The sequence below is a fragment of the Pseudomonas sp. W15Feb9B genome (assembly GCF_000828175.1).
Classification (GTDB): Bacteria; Pseudomonadota; Gammaproteobacteria; order Pseudomonadales; family Pseudomonadaceae; genus Aquipseudomonas; species Aquipseudomonas parakoreensis.
On the sequence record NZ_JTKF01000054.1, the window covers coordinates 23,826 to 46,716 of the forward strand.

Consider the following 22,891-nt stretch of genomic DNA (forward strand, 5'->3'; position numbering starts at 1 on the left):
GATCATTTGATTTTCAGTCGGTCAAAACGCTGAGGATCGTGTGAGCAATCTTCACCCGCTCCGGAATCGGAAAGTTCTTGTTCGCCAGAATCACCACGCCGACATCCTTCGACGGCACAAACGCCACGTAACTGCCAAAGCCACCCGTAGACCCGGTTTTGTTCAGCAGCACATTATCCGCCTGTGGCTGTGGCGGGTTGAGCCACTTCACCTTATGCGGCTGCATGGCCATTTCCGTACTGTTACCGGCCAGCAAGCGGTCGAGGCTGATCGGGTAACGGTATATTTCCCAACCCAGGCCTTGGGTCATGTCGCCGACGGTGTAGTAACCGGTGTGGGTGTTGGCGATGGCTTGTTGCAGCGGAGTATCGAGGCTTGCCGGTTTCAGGTTGGCCTGAACGTAACGCAGCATGTCGGCGGCGCTGGTTTTCACGCCATAGGCTTGCGCATCCATCGCGCCCGGGGTGACGCGCACCGGTTGGTTGTTCTTGTCGTAGCCCTGCGCGTACAGGCTCATTTGCGCTTTCGGCACTTGTAGGTAAGTGTGTTGCAGGCCGAGTTTCGGCAGCAGGGTTTCGCTCATCACCTGATCATATGGCTGACCGAGGGTCTTGGCGGCCAGATAACCGAACAGGCCCAGGCTGGGGTTGGAATACAGGCGCTGGCTACCGGCCGGGAAGCTCGGTTTCCACTGTTGGTAGTAGCCGAGCATCTTGTCCGCCGAATCCCACGGGTCAGGGAATTGCAGCGGCAGGCCACCAGCGCTGTAGGTGCCCAGTTGCAGCACGCTGATGCCATCGAAGGCGCTGCCCTTGAGTTCTGGCCAGATCTGGCTGGCCTTGGTCGACAGGTCCAGTTTGCCCGTCGCCTGCGCATAGCCGGCGAGGGTCGCGGCGAAGGTTTTGCTCACCGAGCCGACTTCGAACAGGGTGTTTTCGCTGACTTTCTGCCCGGTATCCTTGGCGACGACGCCGTAATTAAAGTAATGCGGTTGGCCGTGTACGGTGACAGCCACGGCCAGGCCAGGAACCTGTTGTTGCTGCATCACCGGGGCGACGGCTTTATTTACCAGGGCTTGCAATTGCTCGTCGCTGGGTGTGGCGGCCATGCACGTGGTAGCAGCGAAAATCACGCCAAATGCGCTGCAGATATTGACTTTGCTCTGGTTGATGAAGGACATGTGTGACCCACTCTCCATGAGTGTTGAGGGTGATATCCCGCTACACTGCGGGCGATCTTCTTGTTGGGCGACTGATCAGCGCCGTCAATTTAGGCAGTCCGGCGATGATCGACAAACGATGAAATCTCGCATGAGCCATTAGAAAAATTTAGGAATGGGCATGATTCGACCTCAACTGCCGCTCAATGCACTGCGCGCTTTTGAAGCTTCTGCGCGTCATTTGAGCTTCACCCGCGCCGCCGTGGAGTTATGCGTGACTCAGGCAGCGGTGAGCCATCAGGTCAAAAGCCTTGAGGCGCAACTCAACGTCACCTTGTTCAAACGCCTGCCCCGTGGGCTGATGCTGACCAGTGAAGGGGAGACCCTGTTGCCCGTTCTGACCACTTCGTTCGATCACATCGCGCAGTTGCTTGAGCGGCTGGCCGGCGGTCAGTATCGGGAAATGCTGACCGTGGGAGCCGTCGGAACCTTTGCGGTCGGTTGGCTGCTGCCACGGCTGGCAGACTTCCAGGCGAAACATCCGCTCATAGATTTGCGACTGTCGACTCACAACAACCGGGTCGATGTCGCCGCCGAAGGACTGGATTACGCGATTCGTTTCGGTGCCGGGGCGTGGCATGGCATCGAGGCCACGCGCTTGCTCGATGCGCCACTGTCGGTGTTGTGCGTGCCGGAAATTGCCCGGCAGTTGCAATCCCCGGGTGACCTGTTGCAGCAGCGTTTGCTGCGCTCGTATCGCACCGATGAATGGCCGCAGTGGTTTCACGCCGCCGGCCTGGCGACCCACGCCGCGCCGCCGCAGAGCATCGTGTTCGACTCGTCGCTGGCGATGATGGACGCCGCGCTGCAGGGCAGCGGGGTGGCGTTGGCACCGCCGCTGATGTTCGCCCGGCAATTGGCGGCGGATGTGATTCGTCAGCCGTTTGCGATTGAAATCACCACCGGCAGTTATTGGCTGACGCGTTTGCAGTCGCGGCCGGAGACGGCGGCGATGACGGCGTTCAAAAACTGGCTGCTGCAAATCTCTGGTTAATACAAGACCCCTGTGGGAGCGAGCCTGCTCGCGAAAGCGCTGTGTCAGACGACAAAAATGTTGGCTGTTTTACCGCATTCGCGAGCAAGCTCGCTCCCACATTTGAAGTACGGTGAGCTTGAGAATGTCAGCGCACCAGACACGGCCGCTTGTTATCGAACGTCCACCCCGGAATCAAAAACTGCATCGCCACGCTGTCATCTCGCGCACCGAGGCCCATGCCTTTATACAGCTCATGAGCCTTGGCCACTTGATCCATGTCCAGCTCCACGCCCAGTCCCGGTTTCTGCGGCACTTGCACGCAACCGTCGACAATTTGCAGCGGTGCCTGGGTCAGGCGCTGGCCGTCCTGCCAGATCCAGTGCGTGTCGATGGCGGTGATGTCGCCCGGTGCCGCCGCCGCGACATGGGTGAACATCGCCAGCGAGATATCGAAGTGGTTGTTGGAGTGTGAGCCCCAGGTCAGTCCCCACTCGTGGCACAGTTGCGCGACACGCACCGAGCCTTGCATGGTCCAGAAGTGCGGGTCGGCCAGCGGGATGTCCACCGACTGTAACTGAATGGCGTGGCCCATTTCACGCCAGTCGGTGGCGATCATGTTGGTCGCCGTCTTCAGCCCGGTGGCGCGGCGAAATTCGGCCATGACTTCACGCCCTGAGTAACCGTTTTCCGCACCGCAAGGGTCTTCGGCATAAGCCAGCACGTGATGCTGATCGCGGCACAGGCGGATCGCTTCCTTCAGTGACCAGGCACCGTTCGGATCGAGGGTGATACGCGCCTCGGGAAAGCGTTCGGCCAGTGCCGTCACGGCTTCGATTTCCGCATCACCGCTGAGCACGCCGCCCTTCAGTTTGAAATCCTGGAAACCGTATTTGGCCTGGGCCGCTTCGGCCAGACGCACCACCGCTTCGGCGCTCATGGCCTTCTCGTGACGGACGCGGAACCAGTCGTTATCGGCGTCCGGTTCGCTGCGGTAGGCGAGGCTGGTTTCGCGCTGGTCACCGACGTAAAACAGATAGCCGAGCATCTTCACTTGATCGCGCTGCTGGCCTTCGCCGAGCAGCGCCGCGACCGGCACGTCGACGTGCTGGCCGAGCAAGTCGAGCAGGGCGGCTTCGAGTCCGGTCACTGCGTGAATGGTGATGCGCAGGTCGAACGTCTGCAGGCCACGGCCGCCGGCGTCACGCTCGGCGAAGGTCTGGCGCACCTGATTGAGGATTTTCTGATAGTTGCCGATTGTGCTGCCGAGCACCAGGCTGCGGGCATCCTCCAGCGTCTGGCGGATGCGCTCGCCACCGGGCACTTCACCGACGCCAGTGTGGCCGGCGTTGTCCTTGAGAATGACGATATTGCGGGTGAAAAACGGCCCGTGGGCGCCGCTCAGGTTGAGCAGCATGCCGTCGTGGCCGGCCACGGGAATCACCTGCATTTCAGTGATGATTGGCGCTTTGGCAGTGTCGTGTGCGGTCATGTTTTTATCCTTGTCAGCATCTTTAAAAAGGAAGTCATGCGTGCTTCGGCGCGGCTTCGGCCACGGCAAGGTCAGCAGCAGGTTTCGGTGTGGTGCGGGCCGCGAAGACGATGATCGCGGCGATGATCGAGGTCGCGGCCAAACCGTAGAGGCCGCCCTGAATCGAGCCGGTGTGTTGTTCCAGCAGGCCGAAGGTGGTCGGCGCGACGAAGCCGCCGAGATTGCCCACCGAGTTGATCAGCGCAATCACCGCTGCGGCGATTCGCGCATCCAGATACGCCTGCGGAATCGGCCAGAACAAAGACGAGGCGGACTTGAAGCCGAGCGCGGCAAAACAGATCGCGACAAAGGCAAAAATCGGCCCGCCGGTGGTGGACATGAACATCCCCGCCGCGGCGATCAACAACGCGGTGGCGACCCAGGCCTGCTGGTGCTTCCATTTGGCCGAGAAAGCGGCGAAGGCGTACATGCCGACGATCGACAGCAACCACGGGATCGAGTTGAACAGCCCGACCTGGAAGTCACTCATCTCACCCATTTTCTTGATGATGCTCGGCAGCCAGAACGTCGCGGCGTAGATGGTCAGCTGGATAAAAAAGTAGATCAGGCAGAACAGGATGATCTGCCGGTCCTTGAGCAGTTTGCCCATTGATGGGCGGATCGGCGTCGCGGCTTCGCGGGCCTTCTGTTCGTCATCGATGGCGCTGACCAGCGCGTCCTGTTCGGCGCGGGTTAGCCATTTCGCGTCGTGGGGTTTGGCGTCGAGCCAGAACCAGACGAACACGCACAGCCCGACCGAGAACATCCCCTCGATAAAATACATCCATTGCCAGCCGTGCATGCCCAGGCCGTTGATCTGCAACAGCAGGCCGGACAATGGGCCGGAGATCAACGAGGCCACCGCCGAACCACTGAGGAAAATCGCGATGGCCTTGCCGCGTTCGGCGCCGGGTAGCCAGCGAGTGAAGTAGTAGATCACCCCGGGAAAGAATCCGGCCTCGGCCACGCCAAGCAGAAAGCGCAGGATGTAAAAGTGCGTTTCGTTCTGGATGAACGCCATGCCGGCGGCGACCAGGCCCCAGGTGAGCATGATGCGGGTCAGCCAGATACGCGCGCCGACTTTTTGCAGGAGCATGTTGGACGGCACTTCGAACAGCGCGTAACCGATGAAAAACAGACCGGCGCCGAAGCCGTAGGCGGCCGCCCCGATGCCCAGGTCATGTTCCATGTGAGTGCGGACGAAACCGATGTTCACTCGGTCAATGTAATTGACGATGAACATGATCACGAAGAGCGGCAGGACGTGGCGTTTCACTTTCGAGATGGCGGACGCGAGTGTCGAATCGACGCCCTCGTTGATCCCGGAGACGGAGGTTTTCACTTGGTTTTCTCCCACTGATTATTTTTATGCGGGGTAGGGCTGGGTGCTGCGTTGTTGCTAGACATCATACAACTTGATTTTTTTGTCCTACAAGTGGGGTGCAGCGATTAAATTTGTCTGGTGAACGATTTCTTTATTTCTTTTTGGTGTTTTACCCCGTTTTTATTGGTCTTAATCGCGGCGAGTCAGACGCGCCTGTTGGGTTCACGATCCAAATGTTCAAACAGGGCGTAGCGCTTGATTGTTGCGTTTTTTTCGTTTTATTGAGTGTTGTCATACAAGTTGAGTGCTGTTTCGGCGCTAAAATCGACTCGTCAGCCATCACGCAGTGCTACGATCGGCAAGCCCCGATCACCGGAACCGAACATGCAAGAAGACCTCGACGCCCCCGCGCCCAAACGTGCGCACAACCTCGCCCATGATCTGGTGGAGAAACTCACCCAGAGCATCCTGCTCGGCCAGATGTCGCCCGGCGACAAGCTGCCGTCGGAGAACGCTATCGTTCAGGAGCACGGCGTCAGTCGCACGGTGGTGCGCGAGGCGATTTCCAAGTTGCAGGCGTCAGGGCTGGTGGAGACGCGGCACGGCATCGGCACTTTCGTCATCGAACGCGCTGCCGAGCAGGGCTTGCGCCTGAATGTCGACACCGCGCTCGGCGTGCGCAGTATTCTTGAGTTGCGCATGGGCCTGGAAACTCAGGCTGCCGCATTGGCCGCGCAACGGCGCAGCGAACAACAATTGCTGCACATGCGCCAGGCGCTGGATGACTATCAGCGTCTGCTGGACAGCAACGACAGTTGCGTCGAGGCGGATCGACGTTTTCATCTGCTGATCGCCGAAGCCACCGGCAACGTCTGCTTCAGCGAAATCATGCAGCATCTGGGCAGCGCGATGATTCCGCGTCAGCGGCTCAACGCGGCCGAGCGTGGGGCGGCGGATCTGAGCAAGTTGGGGCAGTTGGCGCATCTGGAGCACGAAGCGATCCTGAATGCGATCAAGCGCCAGGACCCGGACGCAGCGCGCGCGGCGATGTGGCTGCACCTGACCAACAGCCGCGACCGTTTCAGTGCGCAGGGCTGATTGCCGTTGGTCTGCTCGATGGCACGGCCTGCGCAGGCCTGCTTCCAAGCGGTATGGCCCGGGTTTTCCGGACCTCCTTGGTGAGGTGTGTCATGGCTAATGATTTGCTGTTTCAAGGTGGTGTGCTGCCGACCGATCCGACCCGTCCGGTGCCCGGCACGGATGAGCCGACACTGGCCGATCACGATGCGCCACCGGGCATGAGTCCGGGACGTGATCCGTTGAGTGATGCCGATCGGCCGGAAGACTGGAAGGACCCGGCGGCGGACGATGATGTGCCGCCGGCGGATGAGCCGACGCCGTTGTCTGATGATCTCCGGTAGTGAAAAACCCGGCTCTGGAGCCGGGTTTTTTTTGGTCGGTCAGTGGCGAGGTGTTTTGTTCATGCCGGCCTCTTCGCGGGCAAGCCCACAGTGGTTGTTGATGACATGGGATTTTGTGTTCAACACAACCCCTGTGGGAGCTGGCTTGCCAGCGATGGCGGCCGCAATGTGGCTGAAGATCAGTGACGCCTACAAGGTGTTGCGTGTCCTCATACCGGATTGGCAGCTACATCACGCATCAGCAACCCAAAGCGCAAATCCACCGCATCCGGAATCGGCAGGTACACCGTGTGCCCATCCCCCGGTGCCACCTCGATCGCTTCACCCTTGGCACTCTGCAACTGGTGCAGATCAAAGTGGAAATTGCCCTTGGGCGTCATCAGTTCCAGGTGGTCGCCCAGTGCAAACCGGTTTTTCACCTTGACCTCGGCCAACCGGTCACGGCGCTCACCGGTGAGTTCGCCGACGAATTGCTGACGTTCCGACACCGAGCTGCCGTTCTGATAATTCTGGTATTCGTCATGCACATGCCGGCGCAGGAAACCTTCGGTGTAGCCGCGCTGGGCCAGTGATTCGAGGTCGGTCATCAGGCTGCGATCGAACTCGCGCCCGGCTACGGCATCGTCGATTGCCCGGCGATAAACCTGGGTGGTGCGTGCGCAATAGAAATGCGACTTGGTGCGACCCTCGATCTTCAGCGAATGCACGCCCATGCGCGTCAAGCGTTCGACGTGCTGCACCGCGCGCAGATCCTTGGCGTTCATGATGTAGGTGCCGTGCTCGTCTTCAAACGCCGGCATCAATTCATCGGGACGATTGGCTTCCTGCAGCAGGAACACCTGATCGGTCGGCGCACCAATGCCCAGGGTCGGCTCGGGCTGGAAGGTCTGCACGATCTCGCCGAGCTGGTTTTCCGTGGCTTCCTGCGCCGAATATTTCCAGCGGCAGGCGTTGGTGCAGGTGCCTTGGTTGGCGTCGCGCTTGTTCATGTAGCCCGACAACAGGCAGCGCCCGGAGTAAGCCATGCACAGCGCGCCGTGGACGAACACTTCCAGTTCCATGCCCGGCACCTGTTCGCGGATTTCAGCGATTTCCTCCAGCGACAATTCCCGCGACAGGATGATCCGGCTCAGACCTTGTTGCTGCCAGAACTCGACGCTCGCCCAGTTCACCGTGTTGGCCTGCACCGAAAGGTGGATCGGCATCTGCGGAAAATGCCGGCGCACCAGCATGATCAGGCCCGGGTCGGACATGATCAGGGCATCCGGCGCCATCTCGATCACCGGCGCCAGGTCCTTGAGGAAGGTCTTCAGCTTGGCATTGTGCGGGGCGATATTGACCACCACGTAGAAGCGCTTGCCCTGGGCCTGCGCTTCGCGAATACCGAGGGCGAGGTTGGCGTGGTCGAACTCGTTGTTGCGCACCCGCAGGCTGTAACGCGGCTGGCCGGCGTAGACCGCATCGGCGCCGTAGGCGAAGGCATAACGCATGTTCTTCAGGGTGCCGGCGGGAGCCAGCAGCTCCGGAGCGGCGAGGGGGAGGTCAAGGATCATGGCGGCGTCGGTCGCAAAAGCGCGGCAGGGTAGTGCAGCGGCAAGTACGGTTTATTGATCTGGATCTATCTTTGCGCGGGTGCCGCTGATCTGTGCCGCGCCGGCACCATGGCAAGGTCCCGCTGCATCAGGTGCAGCGAGCTGCTTCTACCAGGCGATCTATGCTCCATGAACAAAGATGGCACTCGTGCGCGCCCCGGTGGACTAAGGTTCGAGGCGTGCGTGACGCCTGACTGACATGGATCGGACATGAACGAAAAAACGCTGCAATTCAAATCCCTCACCGTGCTGTTGCTGTTGGTGACGGTCGCCTTCATCTGGATTCTGCTGCCGTTCTACGGTGCGGTGTTCTGGGCGGTGATTCTCGGCATTCTGTTTGCGCCGATGCAGCGCAAGTTACAGCTCAAATTCGGCTGGCAGCGCAACCTGACAGCGCTTTGCACGCTGGGCATTTGTCTGGTGATCGCGATTCTCCCGGTGATCATTCTCAGCATCCTGTTGGTTCAGGAAGGCGCGACGGTGTACAACAACATCGAAAGCGGTCAACTGGACATCGGTGCCTACCTGGCACAGTTCAAACACAGCTTGCCCCCTTACTTTCAGCATTTGCTCGATCGCTTCGGCATGGGCGAACTCAACGGTCTGCGCGAGAAAATCGTCAAGGCGTCGATGCAGGGCAGTCAGGTGCTGGCCAGTCAGGCCTTCAGTTTCGGCCAGGGCACATTCGAGTTTGTGGTCAGCTTCGGCATCATGCTGTACCTGCTGTTTTTCTTTCTTCGCGATGGCGCCGAACTGGTACGCAAGGTACGCACCGCAGTGCCGCTGGAAGAGACCCACAAACGCCGTTTGCAGTTGAAGTTCAACCGTGTGGTACGGGCGACGGTGAAGGGCAACCTGGTGGTGGCGGTCACTCAGGGCGCATTGGGCGGGGCGATTTTCTGGTTTCTCGACATCCCCAGCGCATTGCTCTGGGCGGTGCTGATGGGCTTTCTGTCGCTGTTGCCGGCGGTGGGCGCGGGAATCGTCTGGGCGCCAGTGGCGGTGTACTTCCTGCTCAGCGGGATGATCTGGCAGGGCGTGGTATTGGGGCTGTTCGGGGTATTTGTGATCGGTCTGGTGGACAACGTGCTGCGCCCGATTCTGGTCGGCAAAGACACGCGCATGCCCGACTACATGATCCTGATCTCGACCCTCGGCGGCCTCGCAGTGTTCGGCCTCAACGGTTTCGTGATCGGGCCGCTGATCGCGGCGCTCTTCATGTCGAGCTGGGCGCTGTTTATCGAGACCAAACCGAAAGTCCAGTTGCCTTAAGCGTGGAACGGCGCGCTGACGATTTTCTGCGACAGCGCCTGCGCTGCCGGGAGCGAAGTCAGCGGGCCGCTGATGGGCTCACCGTCGCGCACCAGATACCAGCAGGCGAGCAATCCCGACGCTCTGAGCGATGCGGGAACAGCGCTGCCGATGACCGACATGATTTGAACCTGAGCCATGACCAGTACCTCCATCAATCTGTGGAGCTACCTTAGGGATTCGCTGTGCTCAGGGACAATCAACGCTTTCGATAGTGGTCATTGATAACAGTGAGGACGGGTTCAGTCGACAACCTGGTCGAGCATGTGCACCACTTCGCGCTCGTTGAGCAGGCCCTTGTGCACCAGGTTCTCCGCCAGCAGCGAAAGGAACTTGGCGCAGCGGTGGCCTTCCAGGTGTTTGAGTTCGGTCAGCGCACTGTACACCTTGCTTGAAGTGCACAGGCCGACGATGCGGTGCGGATTTTGAGTAGGCATGGGTCGTCCTTGTTGTTATCAACCTGTTGTTTACGGACGGATTCAGATTGCGGTTCCGTCATGACAAATCGATGACCGTTCTGTGTTTTGCCCCCAGCGGTCAAGTCCATCATGCCGACTTTAGCCGCTGGAACTATCCTCACAGCGACCTTGGCAAGATTTTTTCAGACGTTGCCCGACCGACGGTCATAAAAAAGCCCCGCTATAAAGCAGGGCTGTTTGTTGGCGATTACCAGCGTGGGCCACCGTAGTAGCCGTGTGGCCGGCCGTAATAGCCGCGTGGTGGGCCGTAGTAGACCGGGCCAGGCACGTAGACCGGTTGTTGCACGTAAACCGGGGCCGGCTGGTAATAGACCGGTGGCGGCGGTTGTTGCACATAAACCGGTGCCGGTTGAGCGTAAACAGGCTGTTGCACGTAGACCGGCCGGTCCTGGTTGATCAGTGCCGAGCCGATGATGGCCGAGCCGACGATCGCACCAAACACGGCCGGACCCTGCCAGCCACCGCCGTGGGCTTCTGCCTGACCTGTGATCGCGAATGCACCAATCAACAAGGCCACGATGGGGAGTTTACGAATCATGATAATTCCTCGGTTCTTCGACCCGGCGTCCGGGCCTGCACCAGGCCCAAAGTTGTCGCGGGGATACTTCTATGACAGCGAAATTCTGAAAATCAGCACAGCCGCTGGGTAAATTTTGTGTAAGGTCTGTACCGGCTTCTTTACCGGCAGGTCAAAGGGGCACGCGGCCCGTTGCAGACAGGCGCTTATGATCGTCCAGAACCCGATGGAATGGCTAACTCCGTCCATCCGAAAGTCCGTTTTGAAGGAGAAGTTTCATGCAGATGAATCCCAACAAAGACACCCAGCTGTGCATGTCCCTGTCCGGGCGCCCGGGGAATTTCGGTCTGCGGTTTCATAACCATTTGTACGAGCAGTTGGGCCTGAACTTCTATTACAAGGCGTTCAGCAGTCAGGATTTGTCGGGGGCTGTCGGCGGCATTCGTGCGCTGGGGATTCGTGGTTGTGGTGTGTCGATGCCGTTCAAGGAAGCGTGCATCGCACTGGTCGATGAGCTGGATGCGTCGGCGGCGGCGATCCAGTCGATCAACACCATCGTCAACACCCACGGTCACCTCAAGGCCTATAACACTGATTACATCGCCATCGCGCAATTGCTGGAAACCCACGCAGTGCCGAAAGATTCGACGTTCGCCCTGCGTGGCAGCGGCGGCATGGCCAAAGCCGTGGCCAGCGCCCTGCGTGATGGTGGCTACAAGAATGGACTGATCGTGGCGCGTAACGAGCGCGCCGGCCAGGCACTGGCGGACTCGCTTGGCTATCGCTGGCAGGCGGAGCTGGGCGAAGAGCGGCCGCAGATGCTGATCAACGTCACCCCGGTGGGCATGGACGGCGGGCCGGAGGCGGGGCAACTGGCGTTTGAGCCTGAAGTAATCCAGGCAGCCGGGATCGTGTTCGATGTCGTGGCGATTCCGTCGGAAACGCCGCTGATCGTGCGCGGCCGGGCCGAGGGCAAGAAAGTGATTACCGGACTGGAGGTGATTGCGATCCAGGCGCTGGAGCAGTTTGTGCTGTACACGGGCGTGCGGCCGAGTGAAGAGCAGTTTGCGGCGGCGGTGGCGTTTGCCCGGAGCTGATGAGTTGTGCTGGCTGGGCGGGCCTCTTCGCGAGCAGGCTCGCTCCCACAGTTGAATTTTTGTCATGCACAGATTGTGTGTTCGCTGTAGATCCTCTGTGGGAGCGAGCCTGCTCGCGAAGGATGCACCACGGTCTCAAGTCAGACATCCATGCCTATACTGCCTCCCCAGCCAGCCCAGACTTGCCACCCACAAAAACCGTGACCGAGGCCCGCCATGCACCCACCCATTCTCAACCTGCATCAGGTCGAACTCGAACCCTTGCCCGAAGCCCTGGCCCCGGAAGGCGAAACCGCCGGGCGTTATCTGCAGCGCATGGCGCGGGTAGGCCAGCAACTCGGCGCGCAAAAACTCGGTTATCGCCTGTACGCATTACCGCCAGGCATGCGCGGCAGTCCGTTTCACAGCCACCGGGTCAATGAAGAGATGTTCTATGTGGTGGTCGGGGAGGGCGAGGTGCGCTTGGGGGCCGAACGCTTTCCGATTCGCGCGGGCGACGTGATCGCCTGCCCGCCGGGCGGCCCGGAGACGGCGCATCAAATCATCAATACCAGCGAAGCGGAACTGCGTTACCTGGCGGTCAGCACCCAGCAGCAACCGGATATCTGCGAATACCCGGACTCCAACAAATACGCAGTGATGGACAACTTCAAGGTTGATGCCGAGGGCAATGCATCAGGTTTTGTCGCCGTGGCGCGGCAGGCGGATGGGGTGGATTATTGGGATGGTGAGTAAATAGAGACCTTCGTCTTGGTGCAGCCCCTGTGGGAGCGAGCTTGCTCGCGAATGCAATGTGTCATTCACATCATTGCTAAATGACACACCGCATTCGCAAGCAAGCTCGTTCCCACAGTAGGATTTCGGGGTTATTCGAGGCGCGCCAGGCGCTCTTCCAGTGCGGCAATCCGTGCTTCCAGCTCTTCGATGCGCTCGACCGAAACGCCGCTGGTCGCGCGCTCCCCAGGATTCTGCCGCGCCGCCAGGATCGCCTCGATGTCCGCCGGATCGCCCAGCGCATGGGTGTAGCGGTCTTCGCGTTGCCCGGCCTGACGCGGGATCAACACCGCCAGCCCACGGGCGATCAGACGCTCCAGCTGATGCACCACCTGCTCGGCATCTTCGAAATCGTGCATGCGGCCGCTGCGGGTCAGCAACTCATTCACTGTCTGCGGGCCACGCAAGAACATCAAACCGGTGAGAATCACTTGGGCCGGCACCAGCTCCAGCGCCTTGTCGAGTTTATGCTCCCAGCGATCAGCGCGACTGCCCATGACCAGTTTGGTGTAACCGTGGCTTTCCAGCGCCCGCAGACTTTGGCCGACCTGGCCCTGAGTCAGGTTCATCACCGGCTCGCGGCTGGTCTTCTGATTACAGGCCAGCACCAATGCATTGAGGGTCAACGGATAGGTTTCCGGGCTGGTGGCCTGTTTTTCGATCAACGAACCCAGAATGCGGATTTCCGTGGCGTTGAGCCGTGGTTCGTTGGTGGTGGTTGCAAGTTCGGTGGTCATCGCGCGTTCCCTCAGCAGTCGAAGGCGCCTAGCCTAATCCTTGGCTAACAAAAGGCAAGCCGTGTGGTCATCAAGCATGGCTATAATCGCCTCCACGTTCCACCCAGCCACCACACGAGACTGCCATGACCATTTCCCTTTACGCCGCATCCGTCCCGGTTTTTCAACAAATGCTCAGCGCCCTGAGCGATGTCCTGAAAAAGGCTGAAGCCCACGCCACCGAGAAAAACATCGACCCGAACGCCTTCCTGCAAGCGCGCCTGTACCCGGACATGTTTCCGCTGGTGCGTCAGGTGCAGATCGCCGTCGACTTCGCCAAGGGCGTTTCCTCGCGTCTGGCCGAAGTCGAAATCCCGAAGTATGACGACACTGAAACCACTTTCGCCGAACTGCAGGCGCTGATCGCCAAGGTGCTGGCCTACATCGGCGAGATCAAGCCGGAGCAGATCAACGGCAAGGAAGGCATCGAGATCGTGACCCGTCCGGGCACGCCGAAAGAGAAGCGCTTCAGCGGTCAGGCTTACCTGCTGAGCTACGGTCTGCCGCAGTTCTTCTTCCACGTCACCACTGCCTATGCGCTGCTGCGCCACAACGGTGTTGAAGTGGGTAAACGCGATTACATGGGCGCGTACTAAAACACCCGGCGACAAAAAAGCCCGCCAAGGTTCACGCCTTGGCGGGCTTCTTATTGGATAAAGCAAAAGATCGCAGCCTGCGGCAGCTCCTACAGGGAAACGCATTCCTAATGTAGGAGCTGCCGCAGGCTGCGATCTTTTGATCTTTTGATCTTTAGACTGAGCGCTGAACTTTCGCCTCTTCACCCAAGCAAGCCGCGGCAGTAAACAGCACATCAGTGGACGAGTTCAGCGCTGTTTCCGCCGAGTCCTGCAGCACACCAATGATGAAACCCACCGCCACCACCTGCATGGCAATCTCGCTGGGAATGCCGAACAGGCTGCACGCCAGCGGAATCAGCAGCAGCGAGCCACCGGCCACGCCCGAGGCGCCACAGGCACAGATCGCCGCGACGACGCTGAGCAGGATCGCGGTCGGAATGTCCACGGCAATCCCCAGCGTGTGCACGGCAGCCAGGGTCAGCACGGTGATGGTGATCGCTGCGCCAGCCATGTTGATGGTCGCACCCAGCGGGATCGATACCGAGTAAGTGTCTTCATGCAGGCCCAGGCGCTTGCTCAGTTCCAGGTTGACCGGAATGTTCGCTGCCGAACTGCGGGTGAAGAAGGCGGTGATGCCGCTTTCGCGCAGGCACTTGAGGGTCAGCGGGTACGGGTTGCGGCGCAGCTTCCAGAACACAATCAGCGGGTTCATCACCAGCGCGACAAACAGCATGCAGCCCAGCAGCACGGCCAGCAGGTGCGCATAACCGATCAACGCGCCGAAGCCCGAGGTGGCGAGGGTAGACGCCACCAGACCGAAAATGCCCAGTGGGGCGAAACGAATCACTACGCGCACGATCACGGTCACGCCGTTGGACAGGTCGCCCAGCACCTCGCGTGTGGTGTCGCTGGCATGGCGAATCGCGACGCCCATGCCGATCGCCCAGGCCAGAATGCCGATGAAGTTGGCATTCATCAGCGCGCTGACCGGGTTGTCGACCACGCTCAACAGCAGGCTTTGCAGCACTTCGGCAATGCCGCCCGGCGCGGTGACTGACACATTGTCGGTGGACAGCACCAGATGCGAGGGAAACGCCATGCTGGCCACCACCGCGACCACGGCTGCGGCGAAAGTGCCGAGCAGATACAGGAACAGGATGGGTCTGATGTGGGTTTCCTGACCGTGCTTGTGGTTGGCGATCGACGCCATCACCAGCACGAACACCAGAATCGGCGCCACGGCTTTGAGCGCCGAGACAAATACTTTGCCGATGAACGCCGAGCCTTTTGCCGCTTCCGGGGCGAACAACGCCAGAGCGATACCGGCGAGCAGGCCGATCAGGATCTGCGTGACCAGACTGAGGTTTTTCAGGCGTTGCATTAGAGAAGGGGATGAAGCGGTCATAACGGCATCTCTGATTTTTTATAGGGTGCAAGGTTGCGTGAAACCGGTGGTACATCAAGGGGGCAGGTCACCGGCACGAACCGAAAGGGCTGACGCGCGATCAACGCTGTTAAACGGGGCGCTGAACAGGGTGTACGTTTTTCAGGGCGCGGACTTTATCACAGCGTAGGCGTTATCCTTCAGGCCTGTGACGATCTGCCACCGGATTGATCGGCAAGTCGGCAGGTTTATGCAAGTCACTGCTGAAACACTCTGTTAAGATTCGCCATCCTCATTTTAATCGTTGCCAGCGGGCCTTCCGGCCTTCGCTGGTGTCGTCGTTTTGCTGGAGTTGCTCATGCTGTTGCCCATTCTTCTGTTGTCCGCTGCCGGATTCACGGTGCTGACCACGGAATTCGTCATCGTCGGCCTGTTGCCGGCCATTGCCCGAGACCTGGCGGTAACCATTCCGCAGGCGGGTCTGCTGGTGACTCTGTTCGCTTTCACGGTGGCGATGTTCGGCCCGTTTTTGACCGCCTATTTCGCCCGCTTCGAGCGGCGCAAGTTGTTCATCACCATCCTGATCATGTTCGGCCTGGCCAACACCGTTGCCGCGCTGGCGCCGAACATCTGGGTCATGGCCATTGCGCGCTTGATCCCGGCCCTCGGCCTGCCGGTGTTCTGGGCCTTGGCCAGTGAGACCGCTGTAGACATCGTCGGCCCGGATTACGCCGGCCGTGCGATTGCCAAGATCGGCTTCGGCATCGTCTGCGCGACGGTATTCGGCATCCCGGTGGGCACGTTGATTTCCGATGCGTTCGGCTGGCGCAGTGCATTCGCGATTCTGGCGGTGATCGCTTTTGCCAAGGCCTTGTTGCTGTTTGTTTATTTGCCGAAAACCAGCCTGCATCAGCACCAGGTCAGCTTCAGCTCGCAGTTCAAGATCCTGCGCAGCCCGCTGATGCTCGGCCATGTGCTGTTGTCGATCCTGGTATTCAGCGGCATGTTCACCGCTTATACCTATCTGGCCGACATTCTTGAGCGTCTGGCCGGGTTCAACGGTACGGTGGTTGGCTGGTGCCTGATGGGCTTCGGTGCGGTCGGGCTGATCGGCAACTCACTGGGCGGTCGCGCGGTGGATCGTCATCCACTGGGCGCCTCGGTGTTGTTCTGCGCGTTCATGATTGCCGGCATGGTCTCGCTGGTGCCGAATATCCACTCGACGCTGGGCCTGGCGGTGGCCATGGGCATCTGGGGTATCACCCAGGCGGCGCTGTTTCTGGTCAGCCATGTACGCCTGATGAAGGCCGCACCGGAAGCGCCAGCCTTTGCCGCCTCGCTGAATATCGCCGGGGCCAACCTCGGGATCGGCCTCGGAGCGATGATCGGCGGTCGAGTGATCGACAGTGCCGGCCTTGGCTTTCTGGGATTTGCCGCTGCCGGGTTCATTCTGTTGTCGGTATTCCTCGCCATGGTCTTGATGACGCTCAAGCCGCGCGAAGCGTGCGCCCAGGCGTCATAGCGCGGTAAACAGCTCGCGTCGGGCACCTTCGGTAATCGCCACGATGCCGGGGTGCTTGACCTTGCGTTCCACGGAAATGGCATAGAACGACTCGGTCACCGCGTCGGTCTGGCCAATCACCTCGACGCCGTACTGGCGTTTGACTTCATCGGCAATCACGCTTGGGCCGATGAAAATCCCGCTGCCCGATTGGCCGAAGGCCTGCATCAGGGCGCTGTCATCGAATTCCCCAACGATTTGTGGCTGGATCTGCTGCTCGGCAAACCAGCGCTGCAGACGGCTGCGCACCACGGTTTCTGCGCCGGGAATCAGCAGCGGTGCGCCGTTGAGGCTGCGCGGAAAGTCTTGCCCGTATTGCGCCGCCAATTGCGCGGTGGCGAAAAAACTGATCCCGCATTCGCCGAGTTTCTGGCTGTAGCCCTTGATGTCGAGGTGCGACGGCATCGGGCTGTCGGAAATCACCAGGTCCAGACGCTGGATGGCCAGGTCCGCCAACAGGCGTTCGAGTTTGTCTTCGCGGCAGGTGATGCGCAGCGGTTCGTGCAACTCCATGGTCGGCGCGATCAGCCGATAGACGATGGACTTGGGCACCACGTCGGCCACGCCGACGCGAAACAGGATCTGCTGTTCGTTGGGCTGGGCACGCATCATCAACTCCAGTTCGCCGCCCAACTGGAACATCTGCTCGGCGTAGGGCAGGGCCTGGCGTCCGGCCTCGGTCAGTTCCAGCTGGCGGCCGACCCGCTGAAACAGTTCGATGCCGTAGGTTTGTTCGAGCAGCGAAATCTGCCCGCTGATGGTTTGCGGTGTGAGGTTGAGTTGCTCGCAGGCACGCACGATGCTGCCGGTCTTGGCGACCACCCAGAAGTAATGCAGTTGTCGGTAATTGAGCACTCTAAGGTTCCCCCCCCCTGTAGGAGCTGCCGCAAGCTGCGATCTTTTGATCTTGCTTTAAAAAATCAAAAGATCGCAGCCTTCGGCAGCTTCTACACTGATGGTCATAGTTCGTTAATGCCGAAGTATAGCCGCTAAAAATACGAATTTTCCTGAAGTGTTTGTCTCCCTAGAATGCCCAGCCATCGACGGGTGGTCTGTGACCCTGTCTGTTCATTCGAAGGAAGTCTCATGAAATACACAATCCCTGCATTGATGTTCACGTCTTTACTGCTCATGGCCGGTTGCGATCAGGCCGAGAAAAGTGCCCAGCAGTTGATGGGCAAGGCTGCCGAAAGCGCCAAACAGGCGATCGACGATACGCACAAAGCTGCTGAACAAGCGCTCAGCGACGCCACCGGCGGCTTGATCGAGAAAAAAGAAGCGCCGGAAAAAGATGCGGAAAAATCCGAATCTTCCTCCAAGACCATCTAAAACCGTCATACAAGAGCCAGGACTGACCCATGGAATATCTGTTAGAACTCGCCGCCAGCCCCGCCGCCTGGGTTGCTTTGGCCACACTGGTGGTGATGGAAATCGTGCTCGGCATCGATAACCTGATCTTTATTTCGATCCTGACCAACAAGTTGCCTGTGCAGCATCGGCAGAAGGCGCGCCGCATCGGTATCGGCATGGCGCTGATCCTGCGTCTGGCCCTGTTGAGCACCATCGCTTTCATCGTGCAGTTGACCGAACCTGTAATCGAAATCATGGGCCAGGCGTTCTCCTGGAAAGACATGATCCTGATTGCCGGTGGTCTGTTCCTGGTGTGGAAAGCCACGACCGAGATCCATCACAGCATGGACCCGGCTCCGGAAGATCCGAAAACGGCAACTTCGACCGTGACCCTGGGCTTCGCTGCCGCAATCGGTCAGATCCTGATGCTGGACATGGTGTTCTCCATCGACAGCATCATTACTGCGGTGGGCATGACTGAACACTTGCCGATCATGGTGATCGCGGTGGTGGTGTCGGTGATGGTGATGCTGTTCGCAGCTGAGCCGCTGGCCAAGTTCATCAACGACAACCCGACAGTGGTGATGCTGGCCCTGGGCTTCTTGATCATGATCGGCATGACGCTGATCGCCGAAGGCTTCGGTGCCCATGTACCGAAAGGTTATGTGTACGCGGCCATGGCCTTCTCGGCAGCGATTGAAGTGCTGAACATGATGTCGCGCCGGGCGAAGCAGAAGAAGCTGGCTCAGCAGGCATAATCTGCAGCAAACCAAAAGGCCGGCTGGACTCGTCGAGTTCAGCCGGCCCTTTTGCTTATGCCTCATGCCGTACGGCTTGTGCCTTATGCAGGAGCTGCCGAAGGCTGCGATCTTTTGATTTTTAGAGCAAGATCAAAAGATCGCAGCCTTCGGCAGTTCCTACAGAGGTTTTATATCAACTGACCTGTCAGTGCGCAGTCGCGTGGTGGTGCTTTTCTGGCTTGTGATTCGGGGTCGAATCGACTGGATGATGATGGCGTCGCGCAATGCGCAGCACGCCCCACAGCATGGCGCTGGCAACGGCCAGCCAGCCGGCTATCAACATTACGATGGTCATGGTCAGGCTCATCAGTGCCTCCTCTTTGCCCTGCGTCGGGCACACACTTTTTCAATTCGCTCTGTTTCAGTGACAGTCTAGACAATGGGGTGTTTCAGACTATTGACCAAAGGTCGGTGATGACCAATCAGTTCGCTCTATGCAATCGATCGGTCTGCGGGTTAAGGCTATACCGCAGCCGTGCGTCGCCCTATGATCACAGGCGTTGCCGGAACACGATGACCGGCGTCTGATCAGAGAGTGACAATGGTGCAGGTATTGACTCGATTGCGAGGGGCGTTGCTGGTGGCCGGTTGCGCGGCTGTATTGGCGGGTTGTGCGGGCACTGTCGCGCCGCAGGTCAAGCGCCTGCCGGAGCGGGTCGAACTCAGCGGTACGTTCTATCGCGGTGAAGCCAATCAGAGTGGTCCGCAAGTGCTGGCCAGCCTGTTGTCGCAGCAGGGCATCATGATCACGCCGGGGCTGCTGGAAAAACCGTTGCAGCTGCCGGGTGCACAGGATCAGTTGCAGCAGAATCTGCAAAACCTGGCCCGCGATTACGGCATGGTGGTCTATCCGCTGGACAAGAACCTGCCAGCCTTGCTCACCCAGGTCGCGGCCGGATATCCGGTGATGGTGCGCTTTAGCGAAGGCTCGGCGTTCTGGGCTGAGCCGCGTTACGCCATTCTTTCCGGTTACGACCGCTTGAAACAGAAAGTGCTGTTGCGCGCCGGAATGAATCGCCGCGAACTGATGAGTTTCAGTTCCTTCGAGTCGGCGTTCGAGAAGTCGGGCGGTTGGGCCGTGCTGATCCAGAAGCCGTCGCAGATTCCAGCCGAGGTTGATCGTCAGCGCTGGCTAAAGGCGGCCGATGAGTTGGCGCAGGCCGGGCAGGAGCGTGAAGCGGAGCAAGCCAAAAAAGCTCTGGCTGCACATTAAGCCTCCGTTCGTCATTTGCCGGGCACCCTCACGCCCGGCACGCCTCTTAACGATAGAGCCCGAATGTGCGGGTGAATCAGGAGGCGAGCATGGCAGATTCCCCATCCCCGAAAGGCCCACATTCAAGCGAGCATTCGTCCGGTCATGATCTGGGTTTCGATCCGGATTCACCGGATCTCGACGACCCGCAGGTTGATCCGGTCGGCCCTGCCAAGGCGCCGAAGGATGTGGAGACCGGCGAAGACAGCAAGCGTCCGGCCAAGCCTTATGATCCGTTGGCTGATCTGAAACCCTAAGGGAGGTGCGTATGAGTACCGATTCCAGCTTTGACGATAAAAAACCGGACAGCGTGCCGACCACGCCTGAGGATGACGTAGACCCAGTACTGGATCCGGACAGCCCGCTGCGTGATCCATTGGCCCGGCCTAATGTGCTGACCCCGGAGCATCATCGCGATCCGAGTGCCGGTGATGGCATTCCCGATGACGAACAGATGCCGCTGCCCAATGACTGAGACGCAGGCATTAAAAAGCCCCGAGATGTCGGGGCTTTTTATTGTTTCGCGAACTACTTGGAGGCTTCGACCACGCCGCTCTGGCGCGCCTTGAGGTTTTTCTCGGCCTTATATTGTTGGGCCACTGCCGGAACGTTGGTGCTGCGACCGGTTTCCATCCAACTGCGGATACGGCTGGCATCGGCGAAGTGCGTGTATTTGCCGAACGCATCGAGAATCACCAGGGCAACCGGGCGGTTGCTCATCCGCGTCACCAGCACCAGGCAATGACCCGCCGGGTTGGTGAAGCCGGTTTTAGTGATTTTGATGTCCCAGTCGGCCTTGTTCACCAAGTGATCGGTGTTGCGGAAACCCAGGGTGTAGTTGGGTTTGCGGAACGACACCGTTTTTTCCTTGGTGGTCGTCAGTTCAGTGAGGATCGGGTGCTTGCTCGCGGCCACCAACAGTTTGCTCAGATCGCGGGCGGTGGAAACGTTACGTTCCGACAAGCCGGTCGGTTCGACATAGTGGGTGTTGGTCATGCCCAGTGCCTTGGCCTTGGCATTCATCGCCGCGATGAAGGCTGCATAACCGCCCGGGTAGTGATGCGCAAGGCTGGCGGCTGCACGGTTTTCCGAGGACATCAGGGCAATCAGCAACATTTCCCGGCGCGGCAGTTCGCTCTTCAGCTTGACTCGGGAGAACACGCCTTTCATTTCCGGCGTGTGGCTGATGTCGACGTCGATCCATTCGTCCATGTTCTGGTGCGCTTCAACGACCACCAGCCCGGTCATCAGCTTACTGACCGAAGCGATGGGTACGATCACATCCGGGTTGCTCGAATAGATGACTTTATTGGTCTGCAAATCCATGAGCAGGGCGCTGCCGGAGGCGATCTTCAGTTGCGAAGCATCGCGTGGCGCAGCAGTGGTTTCAGCGGCGTTGACGGTTGGCGTGACGAATGTGCCTGAAAAAGCAAAAACCAGGCTCAGGATCGAAAGACGAATTTTCACGCGGGCGAACTCATAAAGGTTGGATATTCCGTTAGTTTGTAACGGGTTATTTCTTCAAAGCGTCGCATTCTAGGAGTATGGCTGAAGATCTGTCGATGGTTGTTTGAATGACCTGAAAATCTCGTGAAAAGGCCTGTAAAAAGAGGGGTTTCCGGCGAACGGTTAGTGTTTTTTCTCAGATACAAAAAACCCCGCACAAAGGCGGGGTTCTTTTATTGCGGAAAAGCCTCTCAGGCGTGCAGGGTTTCTGCCGCGTAGAGGGTGTTTTCCAGCAGGCAGGCACGGGTCATCGGGCCAACGCCGCCGGGAACCGGAGTGATCCAGCCGGCGCGGGGCAGAGCGGTTTCGTACACCACGTCACCGACCAGCTTGCCATCGTCCTGACGGTTGATGCCGACGTCGATCACGATCGCGCCTTCCTTGATCCACTCGCCCTTGACCAGGCCCGGCTTGCCGGCGGCGACCACCACCAGATCGGCGCGACCGACGTGGCCGGCCAGATCCTTGGTAAAGCGGTGGGTGACGGTCACGGTGCAACCGGCCAGCAGCAGTTCCATCGCCATCGGGCGACCGACGATGTTGGAGGCGCCAACCACCACCGCATCCAGACCATAAAGGTCAACGCCGGTGCTTTCCAGCAAGGTCATGATGCCTTTCGGGGTGCATGGGCGCAGCAGCGGGATGCGTTGGGCCAGACGGCCGACGTTATAAGGATGGAAACCGTCGACGTCTTTGTCCGGGCGAATGCGCTCCAGCAGCTTGGAGGCGTCCAGGTGCTCGGGCAGCGGCAGTTGCAGCAGAACGCCGTCGATGGCCGGGTCGTCGTTGAGGCGATCGATCAGATCGGTCAGCGCTTCTTGAGTGGTGTCGGAGGGCAGGTCGTAGGCTTGGGAGAGGAAGCCTACCTCTTCACAGTCTTTACGCTTGTGCGAGACATAAACCTGAGAGGCAGGATCGCTGCCGACCAGGATCACCGCGAGGCCGGGAGTGCGCAGGCCTTGCTGGCGACGCTCGGCAACTCGTTGGGCGATCTGCTGGCGCAGGCTGGCGGCGATCGATTTGCCGTCGATTAGTTGTGCAGTCATTGCGCGTGATTAACCATCGAGAGGGGAAAAAAAGAGAACGCATTCTCGCATGTCAGACGGTGAGGGCAAAGGCGCTTGGTCAGCAAATTCCCCTAACTCCTTTAATTAAATGAATTTTTTTCAAAAAGGATTTGACGACCTTGGGAGCGCTCTATACTATTCGTCGCACTTGTCGGGCACAGCCTAGCACTGGTTAAGAAGGTTGAGCGGAATTAGCGTTCTGCGAAGCTGGAAAGCATTTAGTTTGTAGTCCTCCAAGAGTACAGATTAATAAGGCGCCCGTAGCTCAGCTGGATAGAGCATCCGCCTTCTAAGCGGATGGTCGCAGGTTCGAGTCCTGCCGGGTGCGCCATTAGGCAGCTTTGGCACAAGTAGCGCGATATGGTGGGCGTAGCTCAGT

At 59.3% G+C, this 22,891-nt stretch carries 26 protein-coding genes and 1 tRNA gene; 14 read left to right on the top strand and 13 right to left on the bottom strand.

Going from position 1 to position 22,891, the window contains the following annotated elements; translation table 11 throughout:
- Positions 1-13: 13 nt before the first annotated feature.
- A complete protein-coding gene (ampC, locus tag OC71_RS24025; RefSeq protein WP_041074075.1) occupies positions 14-1,180 on the bottom strand; it encodes a class C beta-lactamase in 1,167 nt (388 codons plus the stop codon).
- 160 nt (positions 1,181-1,340) lie between these two features.
- On the opposite strand from ampC, the gene OC71_RS24030 reads away from it, so the two are divergent.
- The gene (locus OC71_RS24030; protein WP_041074077.1) at positions 1,341-2,213 is read left to right on the top strand and encodes a LysR family transcriptional regulator; all 873 of its coding nucleotides are present in this window, start codon (positions 1,341-1,343) and stop codon (positions 2,211-2,213) included.
- Positions 2,214-2,340: 127 nt separating this feature from the next.
- Here OC71_RS24030 and gudD read toward each other — a convergent pair whose 3' ends face one another.
- Both gudD and OC71_RS24040 read right to left on the bottom strand, forming a co-directional pair.
- The gene (gene gudD, locus OC71_RS24035; protein ID WP_041074079.1) at positions 2,341-3,684 is read right to left on the bottom strand and encodes a glucarate dehydratase; all 1,344 of its coding nucleotides are present in this window, start codon (positions 3,682-3,684) and stop codon (positions 2,341-2,343) included.
- 34 nt (positions 3,685-3,718) lie between these two features.
- The gene (locus OC71_RS24040) at positions 3,719-5,065 is read right to left on the bottom strand and encodes an MFS transporter (protein WP_041074080.1); all 1,347 of its coding nucleotides are present in this window, start codon (positions 5,063-5,065) and stop codon (positions 3,719-3,721) included.
- Positions 5,066-5,431: 366 nt separating this feature from the next.
- Between OC71_RS24040 and OC71_RS24045 the strand changes: the two genes are divergently transcribed.
- Complete coding sequence (locus tag OC71_RS24045; RefSeq protein ID WP_041074082.1) at positions 5,432-6,145, top strand: FadR/GntR family transcriptional regulator; 714 nt, start codon at positions 5,432-5,434, stop codon at positions 6,143-6,145.
- A gap of 92 nt (positions 6,146-6,237) precedes the next feature.
- Positions 6,238-6,468 (top strand): hypothetical protein, encoded by a 231-nt coding sequence (locus tag OC71_RS24050; RefSeq protein WP_041074085.1) that lies wholly within the window; start codon positions 6,238-6,240, stop codon positions 6,466-6,468.
- A 209-nt stretch (positions 6,469-6,677) separates the two neighbouring features.
- Here the strand turns inward: OC71_RS24050 and yegQ are convergent, their stop codons facing one another.
- Positions 6,678-8,021, bottom strand: coding sequence for a tRNA 5-hydroxyuridine modification protein YegQ (gene yegQ, locus OC71_RS24055; protein ID WP_041074087.1), 1,344 nt, complete (start codon positions 8,019-8,021; stop codon positions 6,678-6,680).
- A 249-nt stretch (positions 8,022-8,270) separates the two neighbouring features.
- Between yegQ and OC71_RS24060 the strand changes: the two genes are divergently transcribed.
- Positions 8,271-9,332 carry an AI-2E family transporter gene (locus OC71_RS24060; RefSeq protein ID WP_041074089.1) on the top strand — a complete coding sequence of 354 codons (1,062 nt, stop codon included), beginning with the start codon at positions 8,271-8,273 and terminating at the stop codon, positions 9,330-9,332.
- On the opposite strand, the gene OC71_RS24065 is transcribed toward OC71_RS24060, so the two are convergent.
- The 3 genes from OC71_RS24065 to OC71_RS24075 all read right to left on the bottom strand — a co-directional run bounded on the left by OC71_RS24065 (position 9,329) and on the right by OC71_RS24075 (position 10,388).
- On the bottom strand, positions 9,329-9,511 hold the full coding sequence (locus OC71_RS24065) for a hypothetical protein (RefSeq protein WP_041074091.1): 183 nt from the start codon (positions 9,509-9,511) through the stop codon (positions 9,329-9,331). The genes OC71_RS24060 and OC71_RS24065 overlap by 4 nt on opposite strands.
- Before the next feature lie 102 nt (positions 9,512-9,613).
- Positions 9,614-9,808: a hypothetical protein gene (locus OC71_RS24070; RefSeq protein WP_025108897.1), complete on the bottom strand. Its 195-nt coding sequence runs from the start codon at positions 9,806-9,808 to the stop codon at positions 9,614-9,616.
- 229 nt (positions 9,809-10,037) lie between these two features.
- On the bottom strand, positions 10,038-10,388 hold the full coding sequence (locus OC71_RS24075) for a hypothetical protein (protein ID WP_007965394.1): 351 nt from the start codon (positions 10,386-10,388) through the stop codon (positions 10,038-10,040).
- Between the two features lie 257 nt (positions 10,389-10,645).
- Here OC71_RS24075 and OC71_RS24080 point away from each other — a divergent pair, with 257 nt between their 5' ends.
- Positions 10,646-11,464: a shikimate 5-dehydrogenase gene (locus OC71_RS24080; RefSeq protein ID WP_041074093.1), complete on the top strand. Its 819-nt coding sequence runs from the start codon at positions 10,646-10,648 to the stop codon at positions 11,462-11,464.
- Positions 11,465-11,680: 216 nt separating this feature from the next.
- Positions 11,681-12,199, top strand: coding sequence for a cupin domain-containing protein (locus OC71_RS24085; protein WP_041074095.1), 519 nt, complete (start codon positions 11,681-11,683; stop codon positions 12,197-12,199).
- 131 nt (positions 12,200-12,330) lie between these two features.
- On the opposite strand, the gene OC71_RS24090 is transcribed toward OC71_RS24085, so the two are convergent.
- Entirely contained in the window at positions 12,331-12,975 is a 645-nt protein-coding gene (locus tag OC71_RS24090) for a YceH family protein (protein WP_041074096.1), read from the bottom strand.
- Positions 12,976-13,100: 125 nt separating this feature from the next.
- Between OC71_RS24090 and OC71_RS24095 the strand changes: the two genes are divergently transcribed.
- Positions 13,101-13,610, top strand: coding sequence for a DUF1993 family protein (locus OC71_RS24095; protein ID WP_041074098.1), 510 nt, complete (start codon positions 13,101-13,103; stop codon positions 13,608-13,610).
- 154 nt (positions 13,611-13,764) lie between these two features.
- Here the strand turns inward: OC71_RS24095 and sstT are convergent, their stop codons facing one another.
- Positions 13,765-14,997, bottom strand: coding sequence for a serine/threonine transporter SstT (gene sstT / locus OC71_RS24100; RefSeq protein ID WP_041074100.1), 1,233 nt, complete (start codon positions 14,995-14,997; stop codon positions 13,765-13,767).
- Between the two features lie 337 nt (positions 14,998-15,334).
- Here sstT and OC71_RS24105 point away from each other — a divergent pair, with 337 nt between their 5' ends.
- Positions 15,335-16,498 carry an MFS transporter gene (locus OC71_RS24105; RefSeq protein WP_041074102.1) on the top strand — a complete coding sequence of 388 codons (1,164 nt, stop codon included), beginning with the start codon at positions 15,335-15,337 and terminating at the stop codon, positions 16,496-16,498.
- Here the strand turns inward: OC71_RS24105 and nhaR are convergent.
- The gene (nhaR, locus tag OC71_RS24110) at positions 16,493-17,392 is read right to left on the bottom strand and encodes a transcriptional activator NhaR (RefSeq protein WP_041074104.1); all 900 of its coding nucleotides are present in this window, start codon (positions 17,390-17,392) and stop codon (positions 16,493-16,495) included. The genes OC71_RS24105 and nhaR overlap by 6 nt on opposite strands.
- A 231-nt stretch (positions 17,393-17,623) precedes the next feature.
- Here nhaR and OC71_RS24115 point away from each other — a divergent pair, with 231 nt between their 5' ends.
- Entirely contained in the window at positions 17,624-17,866 is a 243-nt protein-coding gene (locus OC71_RS24115; protein WP_025108906.1) for a hypothetical protein, read from the top strand.
- 29 nt (positions 17,867-17,895) lie between these two features.
- Complete coding sequence (locus OC71_RS24120; protein ID WP_041074106.1) at positions 17,896-18,645, top strand: TerC family protein; 750 nt, start codon at positions 17,896-17,898, stop codon at positions 18,643-18,645.
- Positions 18,646-18,832: 187 nt separating this feature from the next.
- On the opposite strand, the gene OC71_RS28405 is transcribed toward OC71_RS24120, so the two are convergent.
- The gene (locus OC71_RS28405) at positions 18,833-18,994 is read right to left on the bottom strand and encodes a hypothetical protein (RefSeq protein WP_177327930.1); all 162 of its coding nucleotides are present in this window, start codon (positions 18,992-18,994) and stop codon (positions 18,833-18,835) included.
- A 234-nt stretch (positions 18,995-19,228) separates the two neighbouring features.
- On the opposite strand from OC71_RS28405, the gene OC71_RS24125 reads away from it, so the two are divergent.
- The 3 genes from OC71_RS24125 (at position 19,229) to OC71_RS24135 (ending at position 20,414) form a co-directional block, all read left to right on the top strand.
- On the top strand, positions 19,229-19,900 hold the full coding sequence (locus OC71_RS24125; protein ID WP_041074108.1) for a lipoprotein: 672 nt from the start codon (positions 19,229-19,231) through the stop codon (positions 19,898-19,900).
- Positions 19,901-19,989: 89 nt separating this feature from the next.
- The gene (locus tag OC71_RS24130; RefSeq protein WP_041074110.1) at positions 19,990-20,196 is read left to right on the top strand and encodes a DUF6021 family protein; all 207 of its coding nucleotides are present in this window, start codon (positions 19,990-19,992) and stop codon (positions 20,194-20,196) included.
- Between the two features lie 11 nt (positions 20,197-20,207).
- The gene (locus OC71_RS24135; protein WP_027613905.1) at positions 20,208-20,414 is read left to right on the top strand and encodes a hypothetical protein; all 207 of its coding nucleotides are present in this window, start codon (positions 20,208-20,210) and stop codon (positions 20,412-20,414) included.
- A gap of 53 nt (positions 20,415-20,467) precedes the next feature.
- On the opposite strand, the gene pbpG is transcribed toward OC71_RS24135, so the two are convergent.
- Positions 20,468-21,406, bottom strand: coding sequence for a D-alanyl-D-alanine endopeptidase (pbpG, locus tag OC71_RS24140; protein ID WP_041074112.1), 939 nt, complete (start codon positions 21,404-21,406; stop codon positions 20,468-20,470).
- Between the two features lie 230 nt (positions 21,407-21,636).
- Complete coding sequence (folD, locus tag OC71_RS24145) at positions 21,637-22,491, bottom strand: bifunctional methylenetetrahydrofolate dehydrogenase/methenyltetrahydrofolate cyclohydrolase FolD (RefSeq protein ID WP_041074114.1); 855 nt, start codon at positions 22,489-22,491, stop codon at positions 21,637-21,639.
- A 275-nt stretch (positions 22,492-22,766) separates the two neighbouring features.
- Between folD and OC71_RS24150 the strand changes: the two genes are divergently transcribed.
- Positions 22,767-22,843 (top strand) — tRNA-Arg (locus OC71_RS24150).
- Positions 22,844-22,891: the final 48 nt, after the last annotated feature.

Excerpts from the sequence above, each read along its gene's own strand:
- ampC (WP_041074075.1), bottom strand. The coding sequence starts at position 1,180 with ATGTCCTTCATCAACCAGAGCAAAGTCAATATCTGCAGCGCATTTGGC.
- OC71_RS24030 (WP_041074077.1), top strand. The coding sequence starts at position 1,341 with ATGATTCGACCTCAACTGCCGCTCAATGCACTGCGCGCTTTTGAAGCT.
- gudD (WP_041074079.1), bottom strand. The coding sequence starts at position 3,684 with ATGACCGCACACGACACTGCCAAAGCGCCAATCATCACTGAAATGCAG.
- OC71_RS24045 (WP_041074082.1), top strand. The coding sequence starts at position 5,432 with ATGCAAGAAGACCTCGACGCCCCCGCGCCCAAACGTGCGCACAACCTC.
- OC71_RS24050 (WP_041074085.1), top strand. The coding sequence starts at position 6,238 with ATGGCTAATGATTTGCTGTTTCAAGGTGGTGTGCTGCCGACCGATCCG.
- yegQ (WP_041074087.1), bottom strand. The coding sequence starts at position 8,021 with ATGATCCTTGACCTCCCCCTCGCCGCTCCGGAGCTGCTGGCTCCCGCC.
- OC71_RS24060 (WP_041074089.1), top strand. The coding sequence starts at position 8,271 with ATGAACGAAAAAACGCTGCAATTCAAATCCCTCACCGTGCTGTTGCTG.
- OC71_RS24065 (WP_041074091.1), bottom strand. The coding sequence starts at position 9,511 with ATGGCTCAGGTTCAAATCATGTCGGTCATCGGCAGCGCTGTTCCCGCA.
- OC71_RS24070 (WP_025108897.1), bottom strand. The coding sequence starts at position 9,808 with ATGCCTACTCAAAATCCGCACCGCATCGTCGGCCTGTGCACTTCAAGC.
- OC71_RS24075 (WP_007965394.1), bottom strand. The coding sequence starts at position 10,388 with ATGATTCGTAAACTCCCCATCGTGGCCTTGTTGATTGGTGCATTCGCG.
- OC71_RS24080 (WP_041074093.1), top strand. The coding sequence starts at position 10,646 with ATGCAGATGAATCCCAACAAAGACACCCAGCTGTGCATGTCCCTGTCC.
- OC71_RS24085 (WP_041074095.1), top strand. The coding sequence starts at position 11,681 with ATGCACCCACCCATTCTCAACCTGCATCAGGTCGAACTCGAACCCTTG.
- OC71_RS24090 (WP_041074096.1), bottom strand. The coding sequence starts at position 12,975 with ATGACCACCGAACTTGCAACCACCACCAACGAACCACGGCTCAACGCC.
- OC71_RS24095 (WP_041074098.1), top strand. The coding sequence starts at position 13,101 with ATGACCATTTCCCTTTACGCCGCATCCGTCCCGGTTTTTCAACAAATG.
- sstT (WP_041074100.1), bottom strand. The coding sequence starts at position 14,997 with ATGACCGCTTCATCCCCTTCTCTAATGCAACGCCTGAAAAACCTCAGT.
- OC71_RS24105 (WP_041074102.1), top strand. The coding sequence starts at position 15,335 with ATGCTGTTGCCCATTCTTCTGTTGTCCGCTGCCGGATTCACGGTGCTG.
- OC71_RS24115 (WP_025108906.1), top strand. The coding sequence starts at position 17,624 with ATGAAATACACAATCCCTGCATTGATGTTCACGTCTTTACTGCTCATG.
- OC71_RS24120 (WP_041074106.1), top strand. The coding sequence starts at position 17,896 with ATGGAATATCTGTTAGAACTCGCCGCCAGCCCCGCCGCCTGGGTTGCT.
- OC71_RS28405 (WP_177327930.1), bottom strand. The coding sequence starts at position 18,994 with ATGAGCCTGACCATGACCATCGTAATGTTGATAGCCGGCTGGCTGGCC.
- OC71_RS24125 (WP_041074108.1), top strand. The coding sequence starts at position 19,229 with ATGGTGCAGGTATTGACTCGATTGCGAGGGGCGTTGCTGGTGGCCGGT.
- OC71_RS24130 (WP_041074110.1), top strand. The coding sequence starts at position 19,990 with ATGGCAGATTCCCCATCCCCGAAAGGCCCACATTCAAGCGAGCATTCG.
- OC71_RS24135 (WP_027613905.1), top strand. The coding sequence starts at position 20,208 with ATGAGTACCGATTCCAGCTTTGACGATAAAAAACCGGACAGCGTGCCG.
- folD (WP_041074114.1), bottom strand. The coding sequence starts at position 22,491 with ATGACTGCACAACTAATCGACGGCAAATCGATCGCCGCCAGCCTGCGC.